Source organism: Enterobacter sp. R-1.6.2, assembly GCF_035064085.1.
Taxonomy (GTDB): domain Bacteria; phylum Pseudomonadota; class Gammaproteobacteria; order Enterobacterales; family Enterobacteriaceae; genus Enterobacter; species Enterobacter asburiae_B.
Map to the genome: position 1 here is coordinate 149,571 of NZ_JASEYI010000003.1, position 19,988 is coordinate 169,558.

The 19,988-nt window shown below is 58.2% G+C and carries 16 protein-coding genes; 9 read left to right on the top strand and 7 right to left on the bottom strand.

Annotation, left to right across the window (positions count from 1 at the left end):
* Window positions 1-4 precede the first annotated feature (4 nt).
* On the bottom strand, window positions 5-355 hold the full coding sequence (locus QMN93_RS04440; RefSeq protein WP_064673735.1) for an ArsC family reductase: 351 nt from the start codon (window positions 353-355) through the stop codon (window positions 5-7).
* A 387-nt stretch (window positions 356-742) separates the two neighbouring features.
* On the opposite strand from QMN93_RS04440, the gene ypfM reads away from it, so the two are divergent.
* On the top strand, window positions 743-802 hold the full coding sequence (gene ypfM / locus QMN93_RS04445; protein ID WP_015572204.1) for a protein YpfM: 60 nt from the start codon (window positions 743-745) through the stop codon (window positions 800-802).
* Between the two features lie 109 nt (window positions 803-911).
* On the opposite strand, the gene acrD is transcribed toward ypfM, so the two are convergent.
* Window positions 912-4,025, bottom strand: a complete 3,114-nt coding sequence (gene acrD / locus QMN93_RS04450) for a multidrug efflux RND transporter permease AcrD (protein WP_064673734.1) — start codon at window positions 4,023-4,025, stop codon at window positions 912-914.
* Window positions 4,026-4,167: 142 nt separating this feature from the next.
* The gene (narQ, locus tag QMN93_RS04455) at window positions 4,168-5,862 is read right to left on the bottom strand and encodes a nitrate/nitrite two-component system sensor histidine kinase NarQ (protein ID WP_264884730.1); all 1,695 of its coding nucleotides are present in this window, start codon (window positions 5,860-5,862) and stop codon (window positions 4,168-4,170) included.
* A gap of 152 nt (window positions 5,863-6,014) precedes the next feature.
* Between narQ and aegA the strand changes: the two genes are divergently transcribed.
* The 3 genes from aegA (at window position 6,015) to QMN93_RS04470 (ending at window position 9,796) form a co-directional block, all read left to right on the top strand.
* Window positions 6,015-7,991, top strand: coding sequence for a formate-dependent uric acid utilization protein AegA (aegA, locus tag QMN93_RS04460; RefSeq protein ID WP_182383858.1), 1,977 nt, complete (start codon window positions 6,015-6,017; stop codon window positions 7,989-7,991).
* A gap of 66 nt (window positions 7,992-8,057) precedes the next feature.
* Entirely contained in the window at window positions 8,058-8,651 is a 594-nt protein-coding gene (nudK, locus tag QMN93_RS04465) for a GDP-mannose pyrophosphatase NudK (protein WP_064673731.1), read from the top strand.
* 101 nt (window positions 8,652-8,752) lie between these two features.
* Window positions 8,753-9,796 carry a DUF1176 domain-containing protein gene (locus QMN93_RS04470; protein WP_182383857.1) on the top strand — a complete coding sequence of 348 codons (1,044 nt, stop codon included), beginning with the start codon at window positions 8,753-8,755 and terminating at the stop codon, window positions 9,794-9,796.
* Window positions 9,797-9,893: 97 nt separating this feature from the next.
* Here QMN93_RS04470 and tkt read toward each other — a convergent pair whose 3' ends face one another.
* Entirely contained in the window at window positions 9,894-11,882 is a 1,989-nt protein-coding gene (gene tkt, locus QMN93_RS04475; protein ID WP_029739981.1) for a transketolase, read from the bottom strand.
* A 19-nt stretch (window positions 11,883-11,901) separates the two neighbouring features.
* The gene (gene tal, locus QMN93_RS04480) at window positions 11,902-12,852 is read right to left on the bottom strand and encodes a transaldolase (protein WP_033146157.1); all 951 of its coding nucleotides are present in this window, start codon (window positions 12,850-12,852) and stop codon (window positions 11,902-11,904) included.
* Between the two features lie 289 nt (window positions 12,853-13,141).
* Here tal and maeB point away from each other — a divergent pair, with 289 nt between their 5' ends.
* The gene (gene maeB, locus QMN93_RS04485; protein WP_023308741.1) at window positions 13,142-15,421 is read left to right on the top strand and encodes an NADP-dependent oxaloacetate-decarboxylating malate dehydrogenase; all 2,280 of its coding nucleotides are present in this window, start codon (window positions 13,142-13,144) and stop codon (window positions 15,419-15,421) included.
* A 35-nt stretch (window positions 15,422-15,456) separates the two neighbouring features.
* Here the strand turns inward: maeB and hemF are convergent, their stop codons facing one another.
* On the bottom strand, window positions 15,457-16,356 hold the full coding sequence (hemF, locus tag QMN93_RS04490; RefSeq protein ID WP_182383856.1) for an oxygen-dependent coproporphyrinogen oxidase: 900 nt from the start codon (window positions 16,354-16,356) through the stop codon (window positions 15,457-15,459).
* Window positions 16,356-17,231, bottom strand: coding sequence for an N-acetylmuramoyl-L-alanine amidase AmiA (gene amiA, locus QMN93_RS04495; protein ID WP_023308739.1), 876 nt, complete (start codon window positions 17,229-17,231; stop codon window positions 16,356-16,358). Before amiA ends, hemF begins: the two co-directional genes overlap by 1 nt.
* Before the next feature lie 212 nt (window positions 17,232-17,443).
* Here amiA and QMN93_RS04500 point away from each other — a divergent pair, with 212 nt between their 5' ends.
* From QMN93_RS04500 to QMN93_RS04515, 4 genes are all read left to right on the top strand, one after another.
* Window positions 17,444-17,869, top strand: a complete 426-nt coding sequence (locus QMN93_RS04500) for a GNAT family acetyltransferase (protein WP_193139792.1) — start codon at window positions 17,444-17,446, stop codon at window positions 17,867-17,869.
* On the top strand, window positions 17,856-18,305 hold the full coding sequence (locus QMN93_RS04505) for a DUF2919 domain-containing protein (RefSeq protein ID WP_029739985.1): 450 nt from the start codon (window positions 17,856-17,858) through the stop codon (window positions 18,303-18,305). The genes QMN93_RS04500 and QMN93_RS04505 overlap by 14 nt, the downstream gene beginning before the upstream one ends.
* Before the next feature lie 63 nt (window positions 18,306-18,368).
* Window positions 18,369-18,944, top strand: coding sequence for an RpoE-regulated lipoprotein (locus QMN93_RS04510; protein ID WP_087823077.1), 576 nt, complete (start codon window positions 18,369-18,371; stop codon window positions 18,942-18,944).
* A gap of 92 nt (window positions 18,945-19,036) precedes the next feature.
* Window positions 19,037-19,936, top strand: a complete 900-nt coding sequence (locus tag QMN93_RS04515; protein WP_039263701.1) for a Dyp-type peroxidase — start codon at window positions 19,037-19,039, stop codon at window positions 19,934-19,936.
* The last annotated feature ends 52 nt before the right edge of the window (window positions 19,937-19,988 follow it).

Genomic DNA, 19,988 nt, shown 5'->3' on the forward strand with positions numbered 1-19,988 from the left:
CACCTCAACGAAAAAAGTCGGAATAAAGGGTTTCACTGAAACCCAGCAGCATAGGCTGCCCTGGCGCGCAGAGCAATGGGCGTTTGATAATTGCCGGCATGTCGAGCATCAGTTTTGCCGCGCTGTCGGCGTTGTTGATGCTGGCGCGCAGAGATTCGTCCAGCTTACGCCAGGTGGTGCCGCGGGTGTTCAGCAGGGCTTCCCACCCCAGCTCGCCGATCGCGCTATGCAGAAATTCTGCATCAAGCCCGTCTGCACGGTAATCGTGAAAGCGATACTCCACGTCGTTTGCTTCCAGCCAGCGGCGGGCTTTTTTGATGGTGTCGCAATTTTTAATGCCGTACATCACAACCATGGTGAATCCTTTTGACCTAATGATGATTAAATGTTCAGTAAATTCGAAGATATATCCTTAAGTGGAATATAACACATTCAGGAATCGTCTGGATTTACGCTTCTTCTTAATTCAACTCACATCTGTACGCTGAATATTCTTTCATCCTTTAAGCATAGATGTCCATAAAGTTTAAATTTCGAATAAACTCAGCGGGTAAAATAAAACTCACCCGTTCGGAGGGTTATTTCAAAATATTGCTAGCCGTCACAAAAAATTGAGGCCTCTCCGTTCATATTTATCATAAATCCCCGCAGGACGTGGGGTACAATCACAGCAATTGGTTAAATAGTCTTCACAATGATGGTCCGTTTTTGTAGAATGCGCATAATAATAAGAGAGGTTGTTATGATTGAACGTGAACTGGGGAACTGGAAAGATTTTATCGAAGGCATGCTTCGTAAATGACATTCAGTAAGAATTGCAAGAGCACTAAAATAAGTAAAATAACCATAGTGTGAATTAATCACACAATAAAAAGGCGGCCGATAAAGCCGCCTTTTTTTATTTCAATCACTTACTCAGCGCGTTCCTTTAGCGGGAAGCGACGACGCACCAGCACAAAGAACAACGGCACGAAGTAAATGGCCAGGATGGTGGCCGAAATCATGCCGCCCATCACTCCCGTCCCGACGGCATGCTGGCTGCTGGAGCCTGCACCCGTACTGGTTGCCATCGGCAGTACGCCAAAGACAAACGCCAGCGACGTCATCAGGATCGGGCGTAAGCGCTGACGGCAGGCGTGCAGCGTGGCGGCCATCAGCTCGTGGCCTTTGGCATTCATCTCGTTGGCAAATTCAACGATCAGAATGGCGTTTTTCGCCGATAGCCCAATCACGGTGAGCAGACCCACCTGGAAGTAAACATCGTTCTCGAGGCCGCGCATCCAGGTCGCCAGCAGCGCACCGATGACGCCAAGGGGCACGACCAGCATGACCGAGAACGGTACCGACCAGCTTTCATACAGTGCGGCTAGGCAGAGGAAGACCACCAGCAGAGAGAGCGCGTAAAGTGCGGGAGCCTGTGCCCCGGAGAGACGCTCCTGGTAGGACATGGCCGTCCACTCCAGACCAAAACCGGCGGGCAGCTGCTGGACCAGTTTTTCCATGGTATCCATAGCGGTACCGGTACTGACGCCCGGCGCAGCTTCCCCGACGATTTCAACCGCAGAGTAGCCGTTATAGCGCTCCAGACGCGGCGAACCGCTCTCCCAGCGCGAGGTGGCAAACGCGGAGAACGGCACCATGCCGCCAGCGTTATTCCTGACAAACCAGCGGTTTATATCATCCGGCAGCATGCGGAACGGCGCGGCGGACTGGACATACACTTTTTTCACGCGGCCGCGATCCATAAAGTCATTCACATAGCTCGAGCCCCACGCCGTTTGCAGGGTGTCGTTGATATCGTTGATCGACACGCCTAGCGCCTGCGCCTTACGCTGATCGATATCCACCTGGAGCTGCGGGCTGTCGTCAAGACCGTTATGGCGAACGCGGGTCAGGCCAGGATCGTTGCCCGCCAGCGCTAACAGCTTATCGCGTGCCGCCATCAGCGCCGTGTGGCCCGCGCCGGCGTGATCCTGCAGCTCCATATCAAACCCGGCGGAACTGCCCAGACCGCTTATCGCCGGCGGGCTGCTGGCGAAGACGCGCGCCTCTTTAATATGCGCAAAGGCTTTGGTCGCACGTTCAATAATGGCAAATGACGTTCCCGTTCGGGTATCGCGCTCGTCCCAGTCCTTCAGGCGGACGAACATGCGGGCGACGTTCTGCCCGTTTCCGCCCGGGCCAGAGCCCACGGTGGAGAAGACCGACACAACGTTATCTTTCTCTTTGGTGAAGAAGTACTGCTCCACTTTCTGGACCACTTTCAGCGTCTGCTGCTGCGTTGCGCCGCTCGGGAGCTGCACCGAGGTGGTGAACATGCCGCGGTCTTCCATCGGCAGAAAAGAGGTGGGGAGATGCATAAACAGCCAGACCATGCCGCCCAGCAGCACAACGTAAATCATCATCCAGCGCAGGCTGCGATGGAGCACGCCACCGACGGCAGATTCATACCGCGCGGCATTGCGGTTGAACATCCGGTTAAACCAGCCGAAGAACCCTTTTTGCCCGTGCTGCTCCCCTTTGTGCAGCGGTTTCAGAATGGTGGCGCACAGCGCGGGGGTGAGGATCAGCGCCACCAGCACGGAGAGCACCATCGCCGAGACGATGGTTATTGAGAACTGACGGTAAATCGCCCCTGTTGTGCCGCCAAAGAAGGCCATCGGGATAAAGACGGCCGACAGCACCATCGCGATACCGACCAGCGCCCCCTGAATTTGCCCCATGGATTTGCGCGTCGCCTGGCGCGGCGAGAGTCCTTCTTCGCTCATGATGCGCTCGACGTTTTCAACCACCACGATGGCATCATCCACAAGAAGGCCAATCGCCAGCACCATCGCAAACATCGTCAGGGTGTTAATGCTGTACCCGAACGCGTAAAGCACCGCAAAGGTCCCCAGCAGCACCACGGGGACGGCAATGGTTGGGATCAGCGTCGCGCGGAAGTTTTGCAGGAACAGGTACATCACCAGGAACACCAGCGCGATGGCTTCCAGCAGGGTCTTCACCACGTCCTCGATCGACGCTTTAACGAAGGAGGTGGTTTCATAGGCGACTTTATACTCCAGCCCGTGCGGGAAATACTGTGAAAGCTCGTCCAGACGGTCCAGCACCAGTTTCGCCGTGGCCATTTCGTTTGCGCCCGAGGCAAGCTTTATCCCCAGACCGGAGGCCTGATTGCCGTTAAAGCGGCTCAGGTAGTCGTATTTTTCCGCCCCCATTTCCACCGTGGCGACATCGCCGAGACGCACTTCCGACCCGTCCTGATTCACGCGCAGGGTGATGTTGCGGAACTGGTCCGGCGTCTGCAGCAGAGATTGTGAATTGATGGTGGCGTTCAGGGCCTGCTTATCGACGGACGGCGTTCCCCCCAACTGCCCCACCGCAATCTGGGCGTTCTGGGCCTTGATGGCATTCGTCACGTCGGTTGCCGTCATCTGGACGCTGTTCAGCTTGTTGGGATCGAGCCAGATGCGCATAGAGTATTGTGAGCCATAGGCGTCGATATCCCCGACGCCGTTGATACGGCTGATGGGATCCTGAATATTACTGGCGACGTAGTCCGCAATGTCCTGTTTATCCATCGAGCCATCTGTCGAGACAAACGCGATGGTTAAAATGTTGGTATCACCGGTTTTACGCACGGTCACGCCCTGATTCTGCACCGCCTGGGGCAGCTTGCGCATGGCCGACTGCAGCTGGTTTTGCACCTGCTGCACCGCTTCGTCCGGGTCGGTGCCCGCCTTAAAGCTCAGGGTAACCGTCGCCTGGCCCGTGGCGCTACTTTGCGAGGACATGTACATCAGGTTATCCAGACCCGTCATGTTCTGCTCGATAACCTGCGTCACGGTGTTTTCCAGCGTTTGTGCGGAAGCGCCGGGGTAGTTTGCGGTGACGCGCACGTTAGGCGGTGCCAGATCGGGGTATTGCTCAACAGGAAGTGAAGTAATCGCCAGGACACCTGTCAGACACAACAGGATGGCAAGCACCCAGGCAAAAATGGGGCGATCGATGAAAAAATTCGCCATGAAAGTGTGACCTCGTTTTGCTGCACGTCATTATTGTTTATTGCCCGCATAACTTTAGCGGTAAGGCCCAGGTCAAACGTGGAGAAATAAAGGAGATAATGTAAATTATCATGCGCTTTTTCCCGCGCGTCCTCCTTTACCGTTATTTACCCGTTAACGGCGCGGGCGCCGGGAACGTCACGCTGACCAGCGTGCCGCCGTTTTGCGGCTGCGAGAAGTGCAGCATCCCGCCGAGCCGTTGCGCGCGTTCGCGCATAATGTTCAGGCCGTAATGTCCCGGCGGCTCGCTGGCTTCGCCAATCCCGATGCCGTTATCGCGAATGCTGACGCTGTGCGTACCGTCCACGGCGGTCACGCAGCTGACGGTGATCTCGCTGGCCTGCGCGTGCTTAATGGCGTTCAGCACGGCCTCACGCACGATCTGCAGCAAATGCACCTGCTTTTGCGCGTCCAGCGCCAGCGAGGAGAGGCGGCAGTCTAAATGCAGCTTCGCCTGCGTCTGGCTCTGCAGGACGTCGAGGGACTCCTGCAGCGCCGCGGGTAAGTTTGCGTGGTTCAGCGTCAGGCGGAAGGTGGTGAGCAGCTCGCGCAGCTGCTGCCAGGCATTGTTCAGCTCGCGGGAAAAGTCGGTGATGATGGTCTGCGCCGGGATATTTTCCTCGGGCACGGCGCGTTTGAGCAGCGCAAGCTGAATGCGCAGATACGACAGCACCTGCGCCAGCGAATCGTGCAGCTCGCGTGCAATGGTGGCGCGCTCTTCCATCAGCAGCAGCTGCTGGTAATGTTTTTGCGCCTGGTTAAAGTACAGCCCGCGCCCGAGCATGGTCGCCACGCTTCTCATCAGCGGAAGGGGAACGCTGTCCGTCTCGCTTTGCCAGCGCAGCTCGCCATAAAGGGTGTCCTGCATCAGTACCGGCAGGTGCTGCAAAGGAATGCCATGTGACTCCGTCCCTTCAGACAGCCGCCAGTCGTCGCTGGTGCGCAGTTCGAGATAATTCATTTGCGTATAGTCATGGACAATCTGCAGGATATGCCGAAAGCAGTGGCTGTCTATCTGGCCGGTATTCAGCGCCTGAGAGCATTTGAACAGCATGTCGAGCTGCTGGTGGGCTTCATGCAAATGCCGAGTCTTTTCCGCGACCGAGGCTTCGAGCGAACGGTAGAGCGTAGCCAGCTCGGCGGACATGTGGTTGAAGGCGCGGGAGAGTTGGCCCAGCTCGTTCGGCAGGGCGGTATCGGGCGCCGGGGTTGCAAATTCCCCTCGCTCAACCCGTTCGCTGGCCGCCACCAGATTGTTAAGCGGCAACACCACCTGGCGACGGATGCGTCGCAGGGTAAATAGCGTCAGCAGCAGGATCCCGAGAGCGCCCGCCAGCGAGAGCAGGGTCACCGTCTGAATTTTATGTTCGGTGTAGTGCTGGAGGGCGAGCACAAAGGCATCAATGCGGCCGACAAAATCCTCAATGTGGGTTTGATACCACGCGCTGTCGCCGCGGGCGACGCGCGCATCCATTTCCAGCCACGCCACGTGCAGCTGCTGGTAGCGCGCTTTTACATCGTCCGGGACGTACCAGCGGTTCAGCTTCTGCAGGGCAGGCGCGTTCAGCGTCTGTTGCCAGCTGTCGCGATGCGCGGCAAGGGAAGGGCTGTTGCGCTGCATCTCGTAGCCCAGACGATAGCTCTGCATGCGCAGTGAACCCGCGATATTAATGGCTTCGGCGTCACGCTGGCTGCTGGCTAGCGTCAGCAGCGCGACGGTGCTGGTCAGCACGGATAAGGCAATTATCGAAAAGAAAGCCCAGGCAAGGCTTCCGGAAACGGGTCGTTTGACGGTCACAGAACGGCTCTCTGAATAAAATTGATCTGCTACAGGTTCACTGTAAATAATTCGGCATTCCGGGCATTTGAACATTGCCCGATCGCGCCGTGATGCGTAAATACCATATTCATACAAAGAATAAGGTTATTGAACCAAAAACAGGTGTGGTTATGAATCGTTTTATTATGGCTAACAGCCAGCAGTGCATCGGGTGTCGCGCCTGCGAAGTGGCCTGCGTGATGGCGCACAACGATGAGCAGCACGTCCTGAGCGAGCGCCATTTTCACCCCCGCATTACGGTCCTGAGGTCCGGCGAGAAGAGTAGCCCCGTCACCTGCCATCACTGTGAAAATGCGCCCTGCGCGCAAAGCTGTCCGAACGGCGCCATCAGCAAATGCGATGACAGCGTACAGGTGAATCAACAAAAATGCATCGGCTGTAAGGCCTGCGCGGTGGCCTGCCCGTTTGGCACGATGGAGATTATCGTCACCCCGCTCGACAACGGCGGCGTGAAGGCCTCAGCGAATAAATGCGATCTCTGTCTGACGCGGCCACGCGGCCCGGCCTGTATTGAAAATTGCCCGGCAGATGTCCTCTCACTGGCGACGCCTGCTGTCCTTGATACTCTGGCAAAATCGCGCCGCCAGCGCACGGCCTGCCTGGAAGCGCAGCCCTGGCATGCGGAGGCCGTCAGAGAAGACGCTTCTCGCACCAAACTGCAGCAGATGCAGGCGGCGCCGCCGCGCGGCGAGCCCGATAAACTCGCTGCCGCAGAACGCGTGGGCCATTTTAACGAAATTTACCTGCCGTTCCGGGACGAGCAGGCCGCCCGCGAGGCGTCGCGCTGCCTGAAATGCGGCGAGCACAGCATTTGCGAATGGACCTGCCCGCTGCATAACCATATCCCGCAGTGGATCGAGCGCCTCAACGCGGGGGATATCGCCGGCGCGGTCGAGCTTTCACATCAGACCAACTGTTTACCTGAAATTACCGGCCGCGTCTGTCCGCAGGACCGATTATGCGAGGGTGCCTGCACAATACGTGAAGAGGCGGGATCCGTGACCATCGGTAACATTGAGCGCTATATCTCCGATCGGGCGCTGGCGATGGGCTGGCGGCCAGATATGTCCGCCGTCACGCCGACAGGTAAACGTGTCGCGATCGTCGGCGCCGGGCCCGCCGGGCTGGCGTGCGCCGACGTGCTGGCGCGCAGCGGCGCGAGTGTGACTGTCTATGACCGGCATCCGGAAATTGGCGGATTGCTGACCTTTGGCATCCCGGCATTCAAGCTGGACAAATCGCTGCTCGCGCGGCGCAGAGAGATATTTACCGCGATGGGGATCCGCTTCGAGCTGAACTGCGAGGTGGGCCAGGACGTGTCGATGTCGCAGTTAAAGCACGAGTACGACGCCCTGTTTATTGGCGTGGGAACCTACCGCTCGATGAAGGCGAGTATCCCGCACGAGGACGCGCCTGGGGTCTATGACGCGCTGCCTTTCCTTGTAGGTAACACGCGCCATGTTATGGGGCTGGAGTCGACGGCCAGCGAACCGTTTATCGATACCCAGGGCTTAAACGTGGTGGTGCTTGGCGGGGGCGATACCGCGATGGACTGCGTCCGCACCGCGTTACGCAACGGCGCGGCAAAGGTGACCTGCGCCTATCGTCGGGATGAGGCCAATATGCCTGGCTCGAAGAAAGAGGTGAAGAACGCCCGAGAAGAGGGTGCGGCGTTTGAATTTAACGTCCAGCCGGTTGAGCTGACGCTGGATCCGAACGGTAAGATCAACGGTATCCGGATGCTGCGTACCGAGCTCGGTGAACCGGACGCGCAGGGACGGCGTCGGCCCGTTCCCGTGGCGGGCAGCGAGTTCGTGATGGCGGCTGATGCGGTCATCATGGCGTTTGGTTTTAACCCGCACGCGATGCCGTGGCTGCAGGCGCAGGGTGTCGAAACGGACGACCGGGGGCGGATCGTTGCCTCCGTCGAGAGCCGCTACCGTTACCAGACGACTAACCCACAGATCTTCGCCGGGGGCGATGCGGTTCGCGGCGCGGATCTGGTGGTGACCGCAATGGCGGAAGGGCGACATGCGGCGCAGGGGATACTCGACTGGCTTGGGGTTAACGCCCCAAAACATCATTAAACCGGCGGGCGACAAAGCGGGATTCACGGCGTAGTATAGGACGACTCATTGTGTTGTGGAGCCCGTATGACCCTGAAAATTGACGTTATCAAAGACAAAATTCTCTCTGAAAACTACTTTGTCCTGCGTAACATCACCTATGACCTTACGCGTAACAACGGTGAGGTGATCCGCCACAAGCGCGAGGTCTACGACCGCGGCAACGGGGCAACCATTCTGCTCTATAACCGTGAAAAGCAGAGCGTGGTGCTGATCCGTCAGTTCAGGGTGGCGACATGGGTTAATGGCAACCCTGACGGACGTCTGATTGAAACCTGCGCGGGCCTGCTCGATGATGATGAGCCGGAAGTTTGTATCCGCAAAGAGGCCGTGGAAGAGACCGGCTTCGAAGTGGGCGAGGTCAAAAAGGTCTTCGAGCTGTTTATGTCGCCGGGCGGCGTAACGGAAATTGTGCATTTCTTCATTGCGGAATACAGCGACGCGCAGCGCACTCACCGGGGCGGTGGCGTGGAGGATGAAGATATCGAAGTGCTGGAGCTTCCTTTTGCCCGGGCGCTGGAGATGGTGCGTTCAGGCGAAATCAGGGATGGTAAAGCGGTGATATTACTGCAGTATTTACAGACAACCGGGCTGATGAACACCACTTTCGAACGGATATAGCCTGTTTTTCGGGTATATCTGATAAATCCGATTGAGCAACCCCGGCGGGAACACGAAGATACTGCCCAGTTAAGCGTTTTCGTTCCGGGATTGTGTCATTCATGCGCTACAGCGTCTTTTTGTTTTACCTGTTTTGTGTGCTCCTCGCGCCGCAGGTGCGGGCTGCACCTGCCCAGCAAGCCTTCTCCGACTGGCAGGTAACCTGCAATAACCAGAATTTTTGCCTCGCACGCAACACGGGTGAACACCGTGGTCTGGTCATGACGCTCACCCGTAGCGCCGGGGCGAAAACGGACGCCACGCTGCGTATCGATCTCGGCGGCCTTGATACGCCCTCGGTAAAAGAGCCAGAGATTGCCCCCCGGCTGCTGCTGGATAACGTTCCCCTGAAGCTGGACAAACAGCGCTGGCAGCTCACGCCCTGGCATCTTAAAACGGACGATGCGGCTACCATCACCGCCTTTCTGAAAAACATCCAGGAAGGGAAGGCCCTGACCCTGCGCGACGGCAAGCAGGTTATTTCGCTGAGCGGTCTGAAAGCCGCGCTGCTGTTCATTGATGCGCAGCAAAAGCGCGTCGGCAGCGAAACCGCGTGGATCAAGAAAGGTGACGATCCGCCGTTAAGCGTTCCGCCTGCTCCTGCCCTTAAAAAGGTGGCGGTCGTCAACCCGACCCCGACGCCGCTCTCCCACGCCGAACTGAACGACCTGCTGGATTATGGCACCGGGCGGATGAACGCAAGCCAGTGCTCGCTGGATCCTAACCGCCGGGAAGTGCGCGTCACCGCGTTAACCGATGACAAAGCGCTGCTGATCGTCAGCTGCGAGGCGGGGGCCTATAACACGGTCGATCTGGCGTGGCTGGTATCACGTAAAAAACCGTTCACCGCACGCAGCGTCAGGCTGCGGCTGCCGTTTACGCCGTCAGGCGACGGGAGCGAAATGGAGTTGATGAACGCCAGCTTCGATGAAAAGACGCGCGAGCTGACAACGCTCGCGCTGGGGCGCGGTTTGGGCGATTGCGGGATCCAGACGCGCTGGCGTTTTGACGGCCAGCGCTTCCGCCTGGTGCGCTACGCCGAGGAGCCCAGCTGCGACAGCTGGAACGGGCCAGATGCCTGGCCCACGCTGTGGATCACGCGGTAGTTTTATGCCGGGTGGCGCTGTTGCTTACCCGGCCTACGGTTTGGCGGTTTTAGTAGGCCGGGTAAGGCGTAGCCGCCACCCGGCAACGCAGACCCCACTAGATCACGCTCAGCGCCTTCTCCACCACGTTCTCAACGGTAAAGCCGAAGTACGGGAACAGCTTGTCGGCAGGGGCGGACTCGCCGTAGCCTCGCATGCCGACAATCGCCCCTTTGAGCCCGACATATTTGTACCAGTAGTCGGCAATACCGGCTTCCACCGCCACGCGAGCCGCGACGCTGGACGGCAGGACCGATTCCCGGTACGCCTCGTCCTGGGCGTCGAAAATGTCCGTTGAGGGCAGGGACACCACGCGCACCGCGTGACCTTCGGCAGTCAGTTTCTCCGCCGCTTTCACCGTGATTTCCACCTCGGAACCGGTCGCAATCAGGATTACGTCCGGCTTGCCGCCGCTGTCCTTCAGGATGTAGCCGCCGCGGGCGATGTTTTTCACCTGCTCCGGGGTTCGCTCAATCTGCGCCAGGTTCTGGCGTGACAGGATCAGTGCCGTTGGGCCGTTGTGGCGTTCCACCGCCAGCTTCCAGCCCACCGCCGCTTCGACCTGATCGCACGGACGCCAGGTGCTGAAGTTGGGCGTCAGGCGCAGGCTTGCCAGCTGTTCAACCGCCTGGTGCGTAGGCCCGTCTTCCCCGAGTCCGATGGAGTCATGGGTATAGACCATAATCTGCCGCGCCTTCATTAAGGCCGCCATGCGCGCCGCGTTACGGGCGTACTCGACGAACATCAGGAAGGTGGCGGTGTACGGCACAAACCCGCCGTGATGGGCGATGCCGTTGGCAATGGCGGTCATCCCAAACTCGCGCACGCCGTAGTGGATGTAGTTCCCGGCGATGTCCTCTTTCAGCGATTTTGAACCCGACCAGATGGTCAGGTTGCTGGGCGCCAGATCCGCCGAGCCGCCGAGCAGTTCGGGCAGGAGAGGGCCGATTGCGTTCAGGGTATTTTGCGACGCCTTGCGGGTGGCGATTTTCGCCGGGTTGGACTGCAGGTTTTCAATCAGCGCCTGGGTTCTATCGTCCCAGTCCTCCGGCAGGCCGCCGCTCATGCGTCGGGAAAACTCGGCGGCGAGATCCGGGTGTGCTTTTTTGTAGGCGGCAAACTTCTCGTTCCAGGACTGCTGGGCCTTTTCACCCGCCTCACGGGCATCCCAGGCTCTGTAGATCTCTTTCGGGATCTCAAACGGTGGATGTTTCCACCCCAGCTTCTGCCGGGTCAGCGCGACTTCCTCCTCGCCCAGCGCCGCGCCGTGCGCTTCCTCTTTGCCCGCCTTATTCGGCGAGCCGAAGCCGATCACCGTGCGGCAGATAATCAGGGACGGTTTATCCTTCACGCTCTGCGCTTCCTGAATCGCTTTTTTCACCGCCTCAGGATCGTGGCCGTCGATCTCGTGCACCACGTGCCAGTGGTAGGCTTCAAAGCGTTTTGCCGTGTCGTCGGTAAACCAGCCTTCGGTCTCCCCGTCGATGGAGATGCCGTTGTGATCGTAGAAGCCAATCAGCTTGCCGAGCCCCAGCGTGCCCGCCAGGGAGCAGACCTCATGGGAAATCCCCTCCATCAGGCAGCCGTCGCCCATAAACACGTAGGTGTAGTGGTCGACAATCTCGTGGTCCGGCTGGTTAAACTGTGCCGCCAGCGTGCGTTCGGCAATTGCCAGCCCGACCGCATTGGCCAGCCCCTGACCGAGTGGTCCGGTCGTCGTTTCCACCCCCGGGGTATAGCCAATTTCCGGGTGCCCCGGCGTTTTGGAGTGCAGCTGGCGGAAGTTTTTCAGCTCCTCAAGCGGCAGATCGTAGCCGGAAAGGTGCAGCAGGCTGTAGAGCAGCATTGAGGCGTGACCGTTGGAGAGAATAAAGCGGTCGCGATCGTACCAGGTCGGGTCATTGGGGTTGTGCTTCAGAAAGTCGTTCCACAGCACTTCGGCAATATCAGCCATGCCCATCGGCGCGCCGGGGTGGCCGGAATTGGCTTTTTGCACGGCATCCATGCTGAGGGCGCGAATGGCATTGGCTAGCTCTTTACGGGACATAGTTCACTCCGTGGCAAGGTTAAAGTTTGGCGGCGAGAAGATCTTCAAGTTTGCGCTGGTCGACGGCGAACTGGCGGATGCCGTCCGCCAGTTTTTCCACGGCCATGGCGTCCTGATTGTGCTCCCAGCGGAATTCCGCTTCGGTCATGGCTTTCGGTTTTGGCAGAACGGTGGAGGTCGGCACCAGCTTGCGGATCACCGTTTCTTCTTTGTCCTGGAGCTCCTGGAGCAGGTTAGGGGAGATGGTCAGACGGTCGCAGCCTGCCAGGGCGAGGATCTGCTCGGTACGGCGGAAGCTGGCCCCCATCACGATGGTTTCATAGCGGTGCTGTTTGTAGTAGTCGTAGATATTACGGACCGATTTCACGCCCGGATCCTCATCCACCACGTACGGATCCATCGGCTGTTTCGCCTGATACCAGTCGTAGATGCGCCCGACAAATGGCGAGACGAGGAATACGCCCGCTTCAGCGCAGGCGCGCGCCTGGGCAAACGAAAACAGCAGCGTCAGGTTGCAGTGGATGCCTTCTTTTTCCAGCACCTCTGCCGCGCGGATGCCTTCCCAGGTGGAGGCCAGCTTGATCAGAATGCGTGATTTATCGATCCCCTGCTCCTCGTACAGTTCCACCAGGCGACGCGCCTTATTAATGCTCTTTTCTTTATCGAACGAGAGGCGGGCGTCGACTTCGGTCGAGACGCGGCCCGGGATGCTTTTAAGAATTTCCGCACCAAAATTAACCGCCAGCTTATCGCTGGCTTCGGCGACCTGCTGCTCCTGCGTTTTCCCGCGCTGTTTACCGTAGGCAATGGCGTCATCAATCAGATGGCTAAAATGGGCAAGCCCTGCAGCTTTGAGCAGTAGCGAAGGGTTAGTGGTCGCGTCCTCCGGCTGATAGTGGCGAATCGACTCGATATCGCCGCTGTCTGCAACCACGGTGGTGAATTTTTTGATGCCGTCTAGCTGGTTCATAAATAATTACTCCTTGGAAATAAAAGAGTTAGATGAGTGCGTTAGTTCACACTTCTGGAAAAATCATGATGGACTTAACAAAAAAGCATAGCAGACGGGGGAGGCATTGCTTTTGAGACGGGTAACATGGCTGTTATAAATTGATAACAATTTTTAATGTGTGATGGTGAGAGTTTGGCTGCCTTCAAAGTTTAGGAGGCGGCATGAGGCGATACTAGGCGGCACACCAGGGTGTGCATCAGGATCGCTTACGTCACCCTTTTGACCGATACGTGAAAGGAAAAATAAGATGGATGAGCAGTTGAAACAGAGTGCCCTCGATTTTCACGAGTTCCCTGTCCCGGGCAAAATCCAGGTCTCCCCAACCAAGCCGCTGGCAACCCAGCGCGATCTGGCGCTGGCCTATTCGCCGGGCGTCGCAGCCCCGTGTCTGGAAATCGAAAAAGACCCGCTGGCGGCCTACAAATATACCGCGCGCGGCAACCTTGTCGCCGTGATCTCTAACGGCACGGCGGTGCTGGGGCTGGGCAACATCGGCGCGCTGGCCGGTAAGCCGGTGATGGAAGGGAAGGGGGTGCTGTTTAAGAAATTCGCCGGTATCGACGTGTTCGATATCGAGGTGGATGAACTCGATCCTGACAAATTCATCAACGTGGTGGCCGCGCTGGAACCGACCTTCGGCGGGATCAACCTGGAAGACATCAAAGCGCCGGAATGTTTCTATATCGAGCAGAAGCTGCGCGAGCGTATGAACATTCCCGTGTTCCATGATGACCAGCACGGAACCGCGATTATCAGCACCGCCGCGATCCTCAACGGCCTGCGCGTGGTAGAGAAAAATCTCTCCGACGTGCGCATGGTGGTTTCTGGCGCAGGCGCCGCGGCCATCGCCTGTATGAACCTGCTGGTAGCGCTGGGTATGCAGAAACACAACATTGTGGTCTGCGACTCCAAAGGCGTTATCTATAAAGACCGCGAACCGAACATGGCGGAAACCAAAGCGGCGTACGCGGTCGACGACGACGGTAAGCGCACCCTGGACGACGTGATTGACGGCGCGGATATCTTCCTCGGCTGCTCGGGTCCGAAAGTACTGACCCAGGAGATGGTGAAGAAGATGGCGCGTGCGCCAATGATCCTGGCCCTGGCGAACCCGGAACCGGAAATCCTGCCGCCGCTGGCGAAAGCGGTGCGCGAAGACGCCATCATCTGTACCGGCCGTTCGGACTACCCGAACCAGGTCAACAACGTGCTCTGCTTCCCGTTCATCTTCCGCGGCGCGCTGGACGTTGGCGCAACGGCGATCAACGAAGAGATGAAGCTTGCCGCCGTTCACGCCATCGCGGAGCTGGCGCACGCCGAGCAGAGCGAAGTGGTTGCGTCCGCGTACGGCGATCAGGATCTGAGCTTCGGCCCGGACTACATCATTCCCAAACCGTTCGACCCGCGTCTGATTGTTAAGATTGCACCAGCGGTGGCCAAAGCGGCGATGGACTCCGGCGTAGCGACGCGTCCGATCCATGATTTCGACGCGTACGTCGATAAGCTCACCGAGTTTGTCTATAAAACGAACCTGTTCATGAAGCCGATCTTCTCTCAGGCGCGCGCAGACGCGAAGCGCGTGGTGCTGGCGGAAGGGGAAGAGGCGCGCGTGCTGCACGCCACCCAGGAGCTGATCACCTTAGGACTGGCGAAACCGATCCTGATTGGTCGTCCGAGCGTGATTGAGATGCGCATCCAGAAGCTGGGCCTGCAGATCAAGCCGGGCGTCGACTTCGAGATCGTGAACAACGAATCCGATCCCCGCTTCAAAGAGTACTGGAGCGAATACTACGCGATCATGAAGCGCCGGGGGATCACCCAGGAGCAGGCGCAGAAAGCGGTGATCAGCAACACCACGGTGATCGGCGCGATCATGGTGCATCGCGGCGAGGCGGACGCGCTGATCTGCGGCACCATCGGCGATTATCACGAGCACTTTAGCGTGGTGCAGGAGATCTTCGGCTATCGCGACGGCGTCCATACCGCCGGGGCGATGAACGCGCTGCTGCTGCCGAGCGGCAACACCTTTATTGCTGACACCTACGTTAACGACGATCCGACCCCGGACGAGCTGGCGGAAATCACGGTGATGGCCGCCGAGACCGTGCGTCGCTTTGGTATCGAGCCGAAGGTGGCGCTGCTGTCGCACTCTAACTTTGGTTCGTCTAAATCCGCGGCGGCCTGCAAAATGCGTCAGACGCTGGAGCTGGTGCGCGAGCGTGCGCCGGAGCTGATGATTGACGGGGAAATGCACGGCGATGCCGCGCTGGTGGAGAGCATCCGTAACGAACGTATGCCGGACAGCCCGCTGAAGGGATCGGCCAACATACTGATTATGCCGAACGTGGAAGCGGCGCGTATCAGCTATAACCTGCTGCGCGTCTCCAGCTCTGAAGGGGTGACCGTAGGGCCGGTACTGATGGGCGTGGCGAAACCGGTGCACGTGTTAACGCCGATTGCCTCCGTGCGTCGTATCGTGAATATGGTGGCGCTGGCGGTGGTTGAGGCGCAGACGCAGCCGCTGTAATTTTTACCCTCTCCCAAAGGGAGAGGGCATAAGGGCTACACCCAGTCCCGAACCTGAATAAACTCACGCAAGGCAGCCTCCGGGCTGCCTTCTTTTGGCTCGTAGCAGTACTCCCAGCGTACCAGCGGCGGCATCGACATCAGAATCGACTCCGTGCGCCCGCCGGTCTGCAGGCCGAACAGCGTCCCGCGATCCCACACCAGGTTGAACTCCACGTAGCGCCCGCGGCGGTAAAGCTGGAACTCGCGCTCGCGCACGCCGTAGTCGGTATTTTTACGGCGCTCGACAATCGGCAGATAAGCGTCGGTATAGCCTTCGCCTACCGCGCGCATAAAGCTGAACGCGGTATCAAAATCAGGCGTGTTGAGATCGTCAAAGAACAGCCCGCCGATGCCGCGCTGCTCATCGCGGTGCTTCAGGTAAAAGTAGTCGTCGCACCACTTTTTAAATTTCCGGTAGACGTCTTCGCCAAACGGCAGGCAAAGATCCCGCGCGGTGGTGTGCCAGTGCACGGCATCTTCTTCGAAGCCGTAGTAGGGCGTTAAATCGAAACCGCCGCCGAACCACCAGACCGGGTCGGCGCCTGGTTTTTCCGCAATGAAAAAGCGCACGTTGGCGTGGCTGGTGGGCACGAACGGGTTGTGCGGGTGCACTACCAGCGAGACGCCCATCGCCTCGAAGCTGCGGCCCGCCAGTTCAGGACGATGCGCCGTCGCAGATGCGGGCATGGCGTCGCCGTGAACGTGGGAAAAATTCACGCCTGCCTGTTCGAAGATGCCGCCGTTTCGCAGCACGCGGCTGCGCCCGCCGCCTCCGGCCTCTCGCTGCCAGTTATCTTCCTGAAATTCACCGCCGTCTGCGGCAGCCAGTTTCTGGCAGATCTCATCCTGCAGCTGCAGCAGGAAGGTTTTGACCAGTTGAGCATCGGGTTTCATCAACGTTTCCTGGAGTGCGCTTTTTGGTTATCGAACCAGTTGAAGTAGCTGATAATGCCGGAGGCGATAGCGTTGGCGATCTTCTGACGAAACGCCGTGGTGCCGAGGAGCCGCTCTTCTTCCGGGTTGGTAATGAAGGACGTTTCCACCAGCACGGACGGGATGGACGGCGATTTCAGGACCACGAACGCCGCCTGCTCGGTGCCTTTGCTGTGCAGACGATGCACCGGCTTAATTTTCTTCAGAATATGCGAGCCGAGCGTCAGGCTGTTTTTAATCGTATCCGTCTGCACGAGGTCGAACAGCACCTGCTGTAGCAGGTGGTCTTTGTCAGTGGCTTTCTTCCCGGCGACTTCATCCGCCCGGTTTTCGCGGTCGGAGAGGTATTTTGCCATGGCGCTACTGGCGCCACGGTTAGAGAGTGCAAACACCGAGGCGCCGGCCGCAGAAGGGTTGGTGAAGCCGTCGGCGTGAATCGACATAAACAGATCCGCACCGTGCTGGTGGGCGATCTCAACGCGGTCATACAGCGGAATAAAGGTGTCGCCAGAGCGCGTCAGACGGGCGTCAATGCCGTTGCTGCGTAAAATTGCGCGCACATTTTTTGCAATTGCCAGCACGACGTGTTTTTCTTTTGACCCGTTTTTGCCGATGGCGCCGGTATCAATACCGCCGTGGCCCGGGTCGAGCATTACCAGACGCTTCGCGCCCGGCTTTTTGGTTTTCGGTTTGCTGTGTCCGTTACTGGTTTTGAGCGTGCTCTCGTCTTTTGCCTGAGCCTGCTTTGCGATGCCCGTTAACGTTAAGGCCGCCAGCCCCGCTTTGAGAACCTGACGACGCGATGTGAGTGCTTTTAATGGTTTGAATGTGCTCATGCGGCCTGAATACTAAAAAATGGGGTCCTGGTGTTATATCGTATCGTGTTTCCCGTTACGACAGTCCATGTTGAGAATTGTTTTACTTTTCATTTCAATACGTGACAAAGTGACATTATGCCAAATTTTGGCGAGATTTTCCCCGGTTATTGGCGAAAGGCGAGCTTCGCGCCATAATCACTGTTTTTAAACCCGAAAAGGCGGTTAATACCATGGAGATACGCGTTTTTCGCCAGGAAGATTTCGAAGAGGTGATCACCCTTTGGGAGCGCTGCGATCTGCTGCGTCCGTGGAACGATCCGGAAATGGATATCGAACGTAAGTTGAATCACGACGTCAGTCTGTTTCTGGTCGCGGAAGTCAATGGCGAGGTTGTGGGGACGGTCATGGGCGGTTATGACGGCCACCGCGGCTCGGCCTATTATCTGGGCGTCCACCCGGAATACCGTGGCCGCGGCATCGCCAATGCGCTGCTGAACCGGCTCGAGAAGAAGCTGATCGCCCGCGGCTGCCCGAAAATCCAGATCATGGTGCGGGAAGATAACGACGTGGTGCTGGTCATGTATGAGCGTCTGGGCTACGAGCATTCCGATGTGCTGAGTTTAGGAAAGCGTCTGATCGAAGATGAAGAGTACTGAGATCCATCCGGCAGACTATGACGCGCAGGGCCGCGTCAGGCTGCCCTTTTTATTCTGGTGCGTTTTGCTGCTCCAGGCCCGCACCTGGGTGCTGTTTGTAATGGCCGGAGCGTCGCGCGGGCAGGGCGATACGCTGCTGAATCTCTTCTATCCCGATCACGATGCATTCTGGATCGGATTACTGCCGGGCATTCCGGCCGTACTGGCTTTTTTGGTCAGCGGACGGCGGCATTTGATACCACGTTTTTGGCGCGCGCTTCGCTGGCTGCTGATCCTCGCCCAGGTTGCGCTGCTCTTCTGGCAGCCGGTACTCTGGTGGTACGGTGAGCCGCTGACGGGCACCGGCGTTGCGCTGGTGGTTGCCGATATTGTGGCGCTGCTGTGGCTGCTGACCAACCCGCGTCTTCGCGCCTGTTTTGCGCATCAGGATGATTAATCCGGCACTTTTTGCCGATGTCGCACTCCAACAAGCGTTGATTTAACAAGAAAGGACGTTTCAATGAAATCGCTGCGTTTACTTTTATGCGCTCTCCCGCTGGCGTTGACCGGCTGTTCGACGCTCTCCTCCATTAACTGGTCCGCCGCGTATCCGTGGAACTGGTTTGGCTCATCAACGGAAGTGACCGAGCAGGGCGTGGGGAAAATTACCGCCGCGACGTCGCTGGATCAGGACGCCATTCAGGATGCGCTCAGCGGCGATTACCGCCTGCGCAGCGGCATGAAAACGGAGAATGGCAATATTGTTCGCTATTACGAAGCGCTGAAGGGCGACAAGCTGGCGCTGGTGATTAACGGTGACAAAGGCACCGTAAACCGTATCGCTGTGATGGATGAGGATATTCCGACGGCGAGCGGTGTGAAGGTGGGGACGGCGTTCAGCGACCTTTATAAGCAGGCCTTTGGCAACTGCACCAGCCTGCCGTCTGACGACAAGGTCGCGGTGGAATGTAAGGCTGAAGGCAGCCAGCACATCAGCTATGTCTTCACCGGAACCTGGAGCGGCCCGGAAGGTCTGATGCCGTCTGACGACACGCTTAAGAGCTGGAAAGTGAGCAAAATACTCTGGAAGCAGTAATTTGCGCCTGAACAAACCGCCTTGCTGAAATCCGGGTATAATAGCCGCCATCAATGCCACGCTGACGTGGCATCTTTATTTCAGGAGGAGCGATGTCTCAGGTTCAGAGTGGCATTTTGCCAGAACATTGCCGCGCGGCGATTTGGATTGAAGCCAATGTTAAAGGGGACGTGGATGCCCTGCGTGCGGCCAGTAAAGCGTTTGTTGATAAGCTGGCCACCTTCCAGGCCAAATTCCCTGAAGCCCACCTCGGCGCGGTTGTTGCCTTTGGCAATAACGTCTGGCGTCAGCTGAGCGGTGGCGAAGGGGCGGAAGAGCTGAAAGACTTCATCCCTTACGGCAAAGGTCTGGCTCCGGCAACCCAGTACGACGTGCTGATCCACATTCTCTCCCTGCGTCACGACGTGAACTTCTCCGTTGCCCAGGCGGCAGTAGCGGCCTTTGGCGACAGCATTGAGGTGCAGGAAGAGGTTCACGGCTTCCGCTGGGTGGAAGAGCGCGATCTGAGCGGCTTCGTCGACGGCACCGAAAACCCGGCGGGTGAAGAGACGCGTCGTGAAGTCGCGGTAATCAAAGACGGCGTGGACGCGGGCGGCAGCTACGTGTTCGTGCAGCGCTGGGAGCACAACCTCAAGCAGCTTAACCGCATGAGCGTGCACGACCAGGAGATGATGATTGGCCGCACTAAAGAAGCCAACGAAGAGATCGACGGCGACGACCGTCCTGTGACCTCTCACCTGACCCGCGTTGACCTCAAAGAAGACGGCAAAGGGCTGAAGATTGTCCGCCAGAGCCTGCCTTACGGCACGGCAAGCGGCACGCACGGCCTCTACTTCTGCGCGTACTGCGCGCGCCTGTATAACATTGAGCAGCAGCTGCTGAGCATGTTCGGCGATACCGACGGCAAGCGCGACGCCATGTTGCGCTTCACCAAACCGGTGACCGGCGGCTACTACTTTGCGCCGTCCGTTGAGCGTCTGCTGGCGCTGTAATGTCCTTTCTCCCTCTCCCTGTGGGAGAGGGCCGGGGTGAGGGCATCAGGCC

Excerpts from the sequence above, each read along its gene's own strand:
- QMN93_RS04440 (WP_064673735.1), bottom strand. The coding sequence starts at position 355 with ATGGTTGTGATGTACGGCATTAAAAATTGCGACACCATCAAAAAAGCC.
- acrD (WP_064673734.1), bottom strand. The coding sequence starts at position 4,025 with ATGGCGAATTTTTTCATCGATCGCCCCATTTTTGCCTGGGTGCTTGCC.
- aegA (WP_182383858.1), top strand. The coding sequence starts at position 6,015 with ATGAATCGTTTTATTATGGCTAACAGCCAGCAGTGCATCGGGTGTCGC.
- nudK (WP_064673731.1), top strand. The coding sequence starts at position 8,058 with ATGACCCTGAAAATTGACGTTATCAAAGACAAAATTCTCTCTGAAAAC.
- QMN93_RS04470 (WP_182383857.1), top strand. The coding sequence starts at position 8,753 with ATGCGCTACAGCGTCTTTTTGTTTTACCTGTTTTGTGTGCTCCTCGCG.
- tkt (WP_029739981.1), bottom strand. The coding sequence starts at position 11,882 with ATGTCCCGTAAAGAGCTAGCCAATGCCATTCGCGCCCTCAGCATGGAT.
- tal (WP_033146157.1), bottom strand. The coding sequence starts at position 12,852 with ATGAACCAGCTAGACGGCATCAAAAAATTCACCACCGTGGTTGCAGAC.
- maeB (WP_023308741.1), top strand. The coding sequence starts at position 13,142 with ATGGATGAGCAGTTGAAACAGAGTGCCCTCGATTTTCACGAGTTCCCT.
- hemF (WP_182383856.1), bottom strand. The coding sequence starts at position 16,356 with ATGAAACCCGATGCTCAACTGGTCAAAACCTTCCTGCTGCAGCTGCAG.
- amiA (WP_023308739.1), bottom strand. The coding sequence starts at position 17,231 with ATGAGCACATTCAAACCATTAAAAGCACTCACATCGCGTCGTCAGGTT.
- QMN93_RS04500 (WP_193139792.1), top strand. The coding sequence starts at position 17,444 with ATGGAGATACGCGTTTTTCGCCAGGAAGATTTCGAAGAGGTGATCACC.
- QMN93_RS04505 (WP_029739985.1), top strand. The coding sequence starts at position 17,856 with ATGAAGAGTACTGAGATCCATCCGGCAGACTATGACGCGCAGGGCCGC.
- QMN93_RS04510 (WP_087823077.1), top strand. The coding sequence starts at position 18,369 with ATGAAATCGCTGCGTTTACTTTTATGCGCTCTCCCGCTGGCGTTGACC.
- QMN93_RS04515 (WP_039263701.1), top strand. The coding sequence starts at position 19,037 with ATGTCTCAGGTTCAGAGTGGCATTTTGCCAGAACATTGCCGCGCGGCG.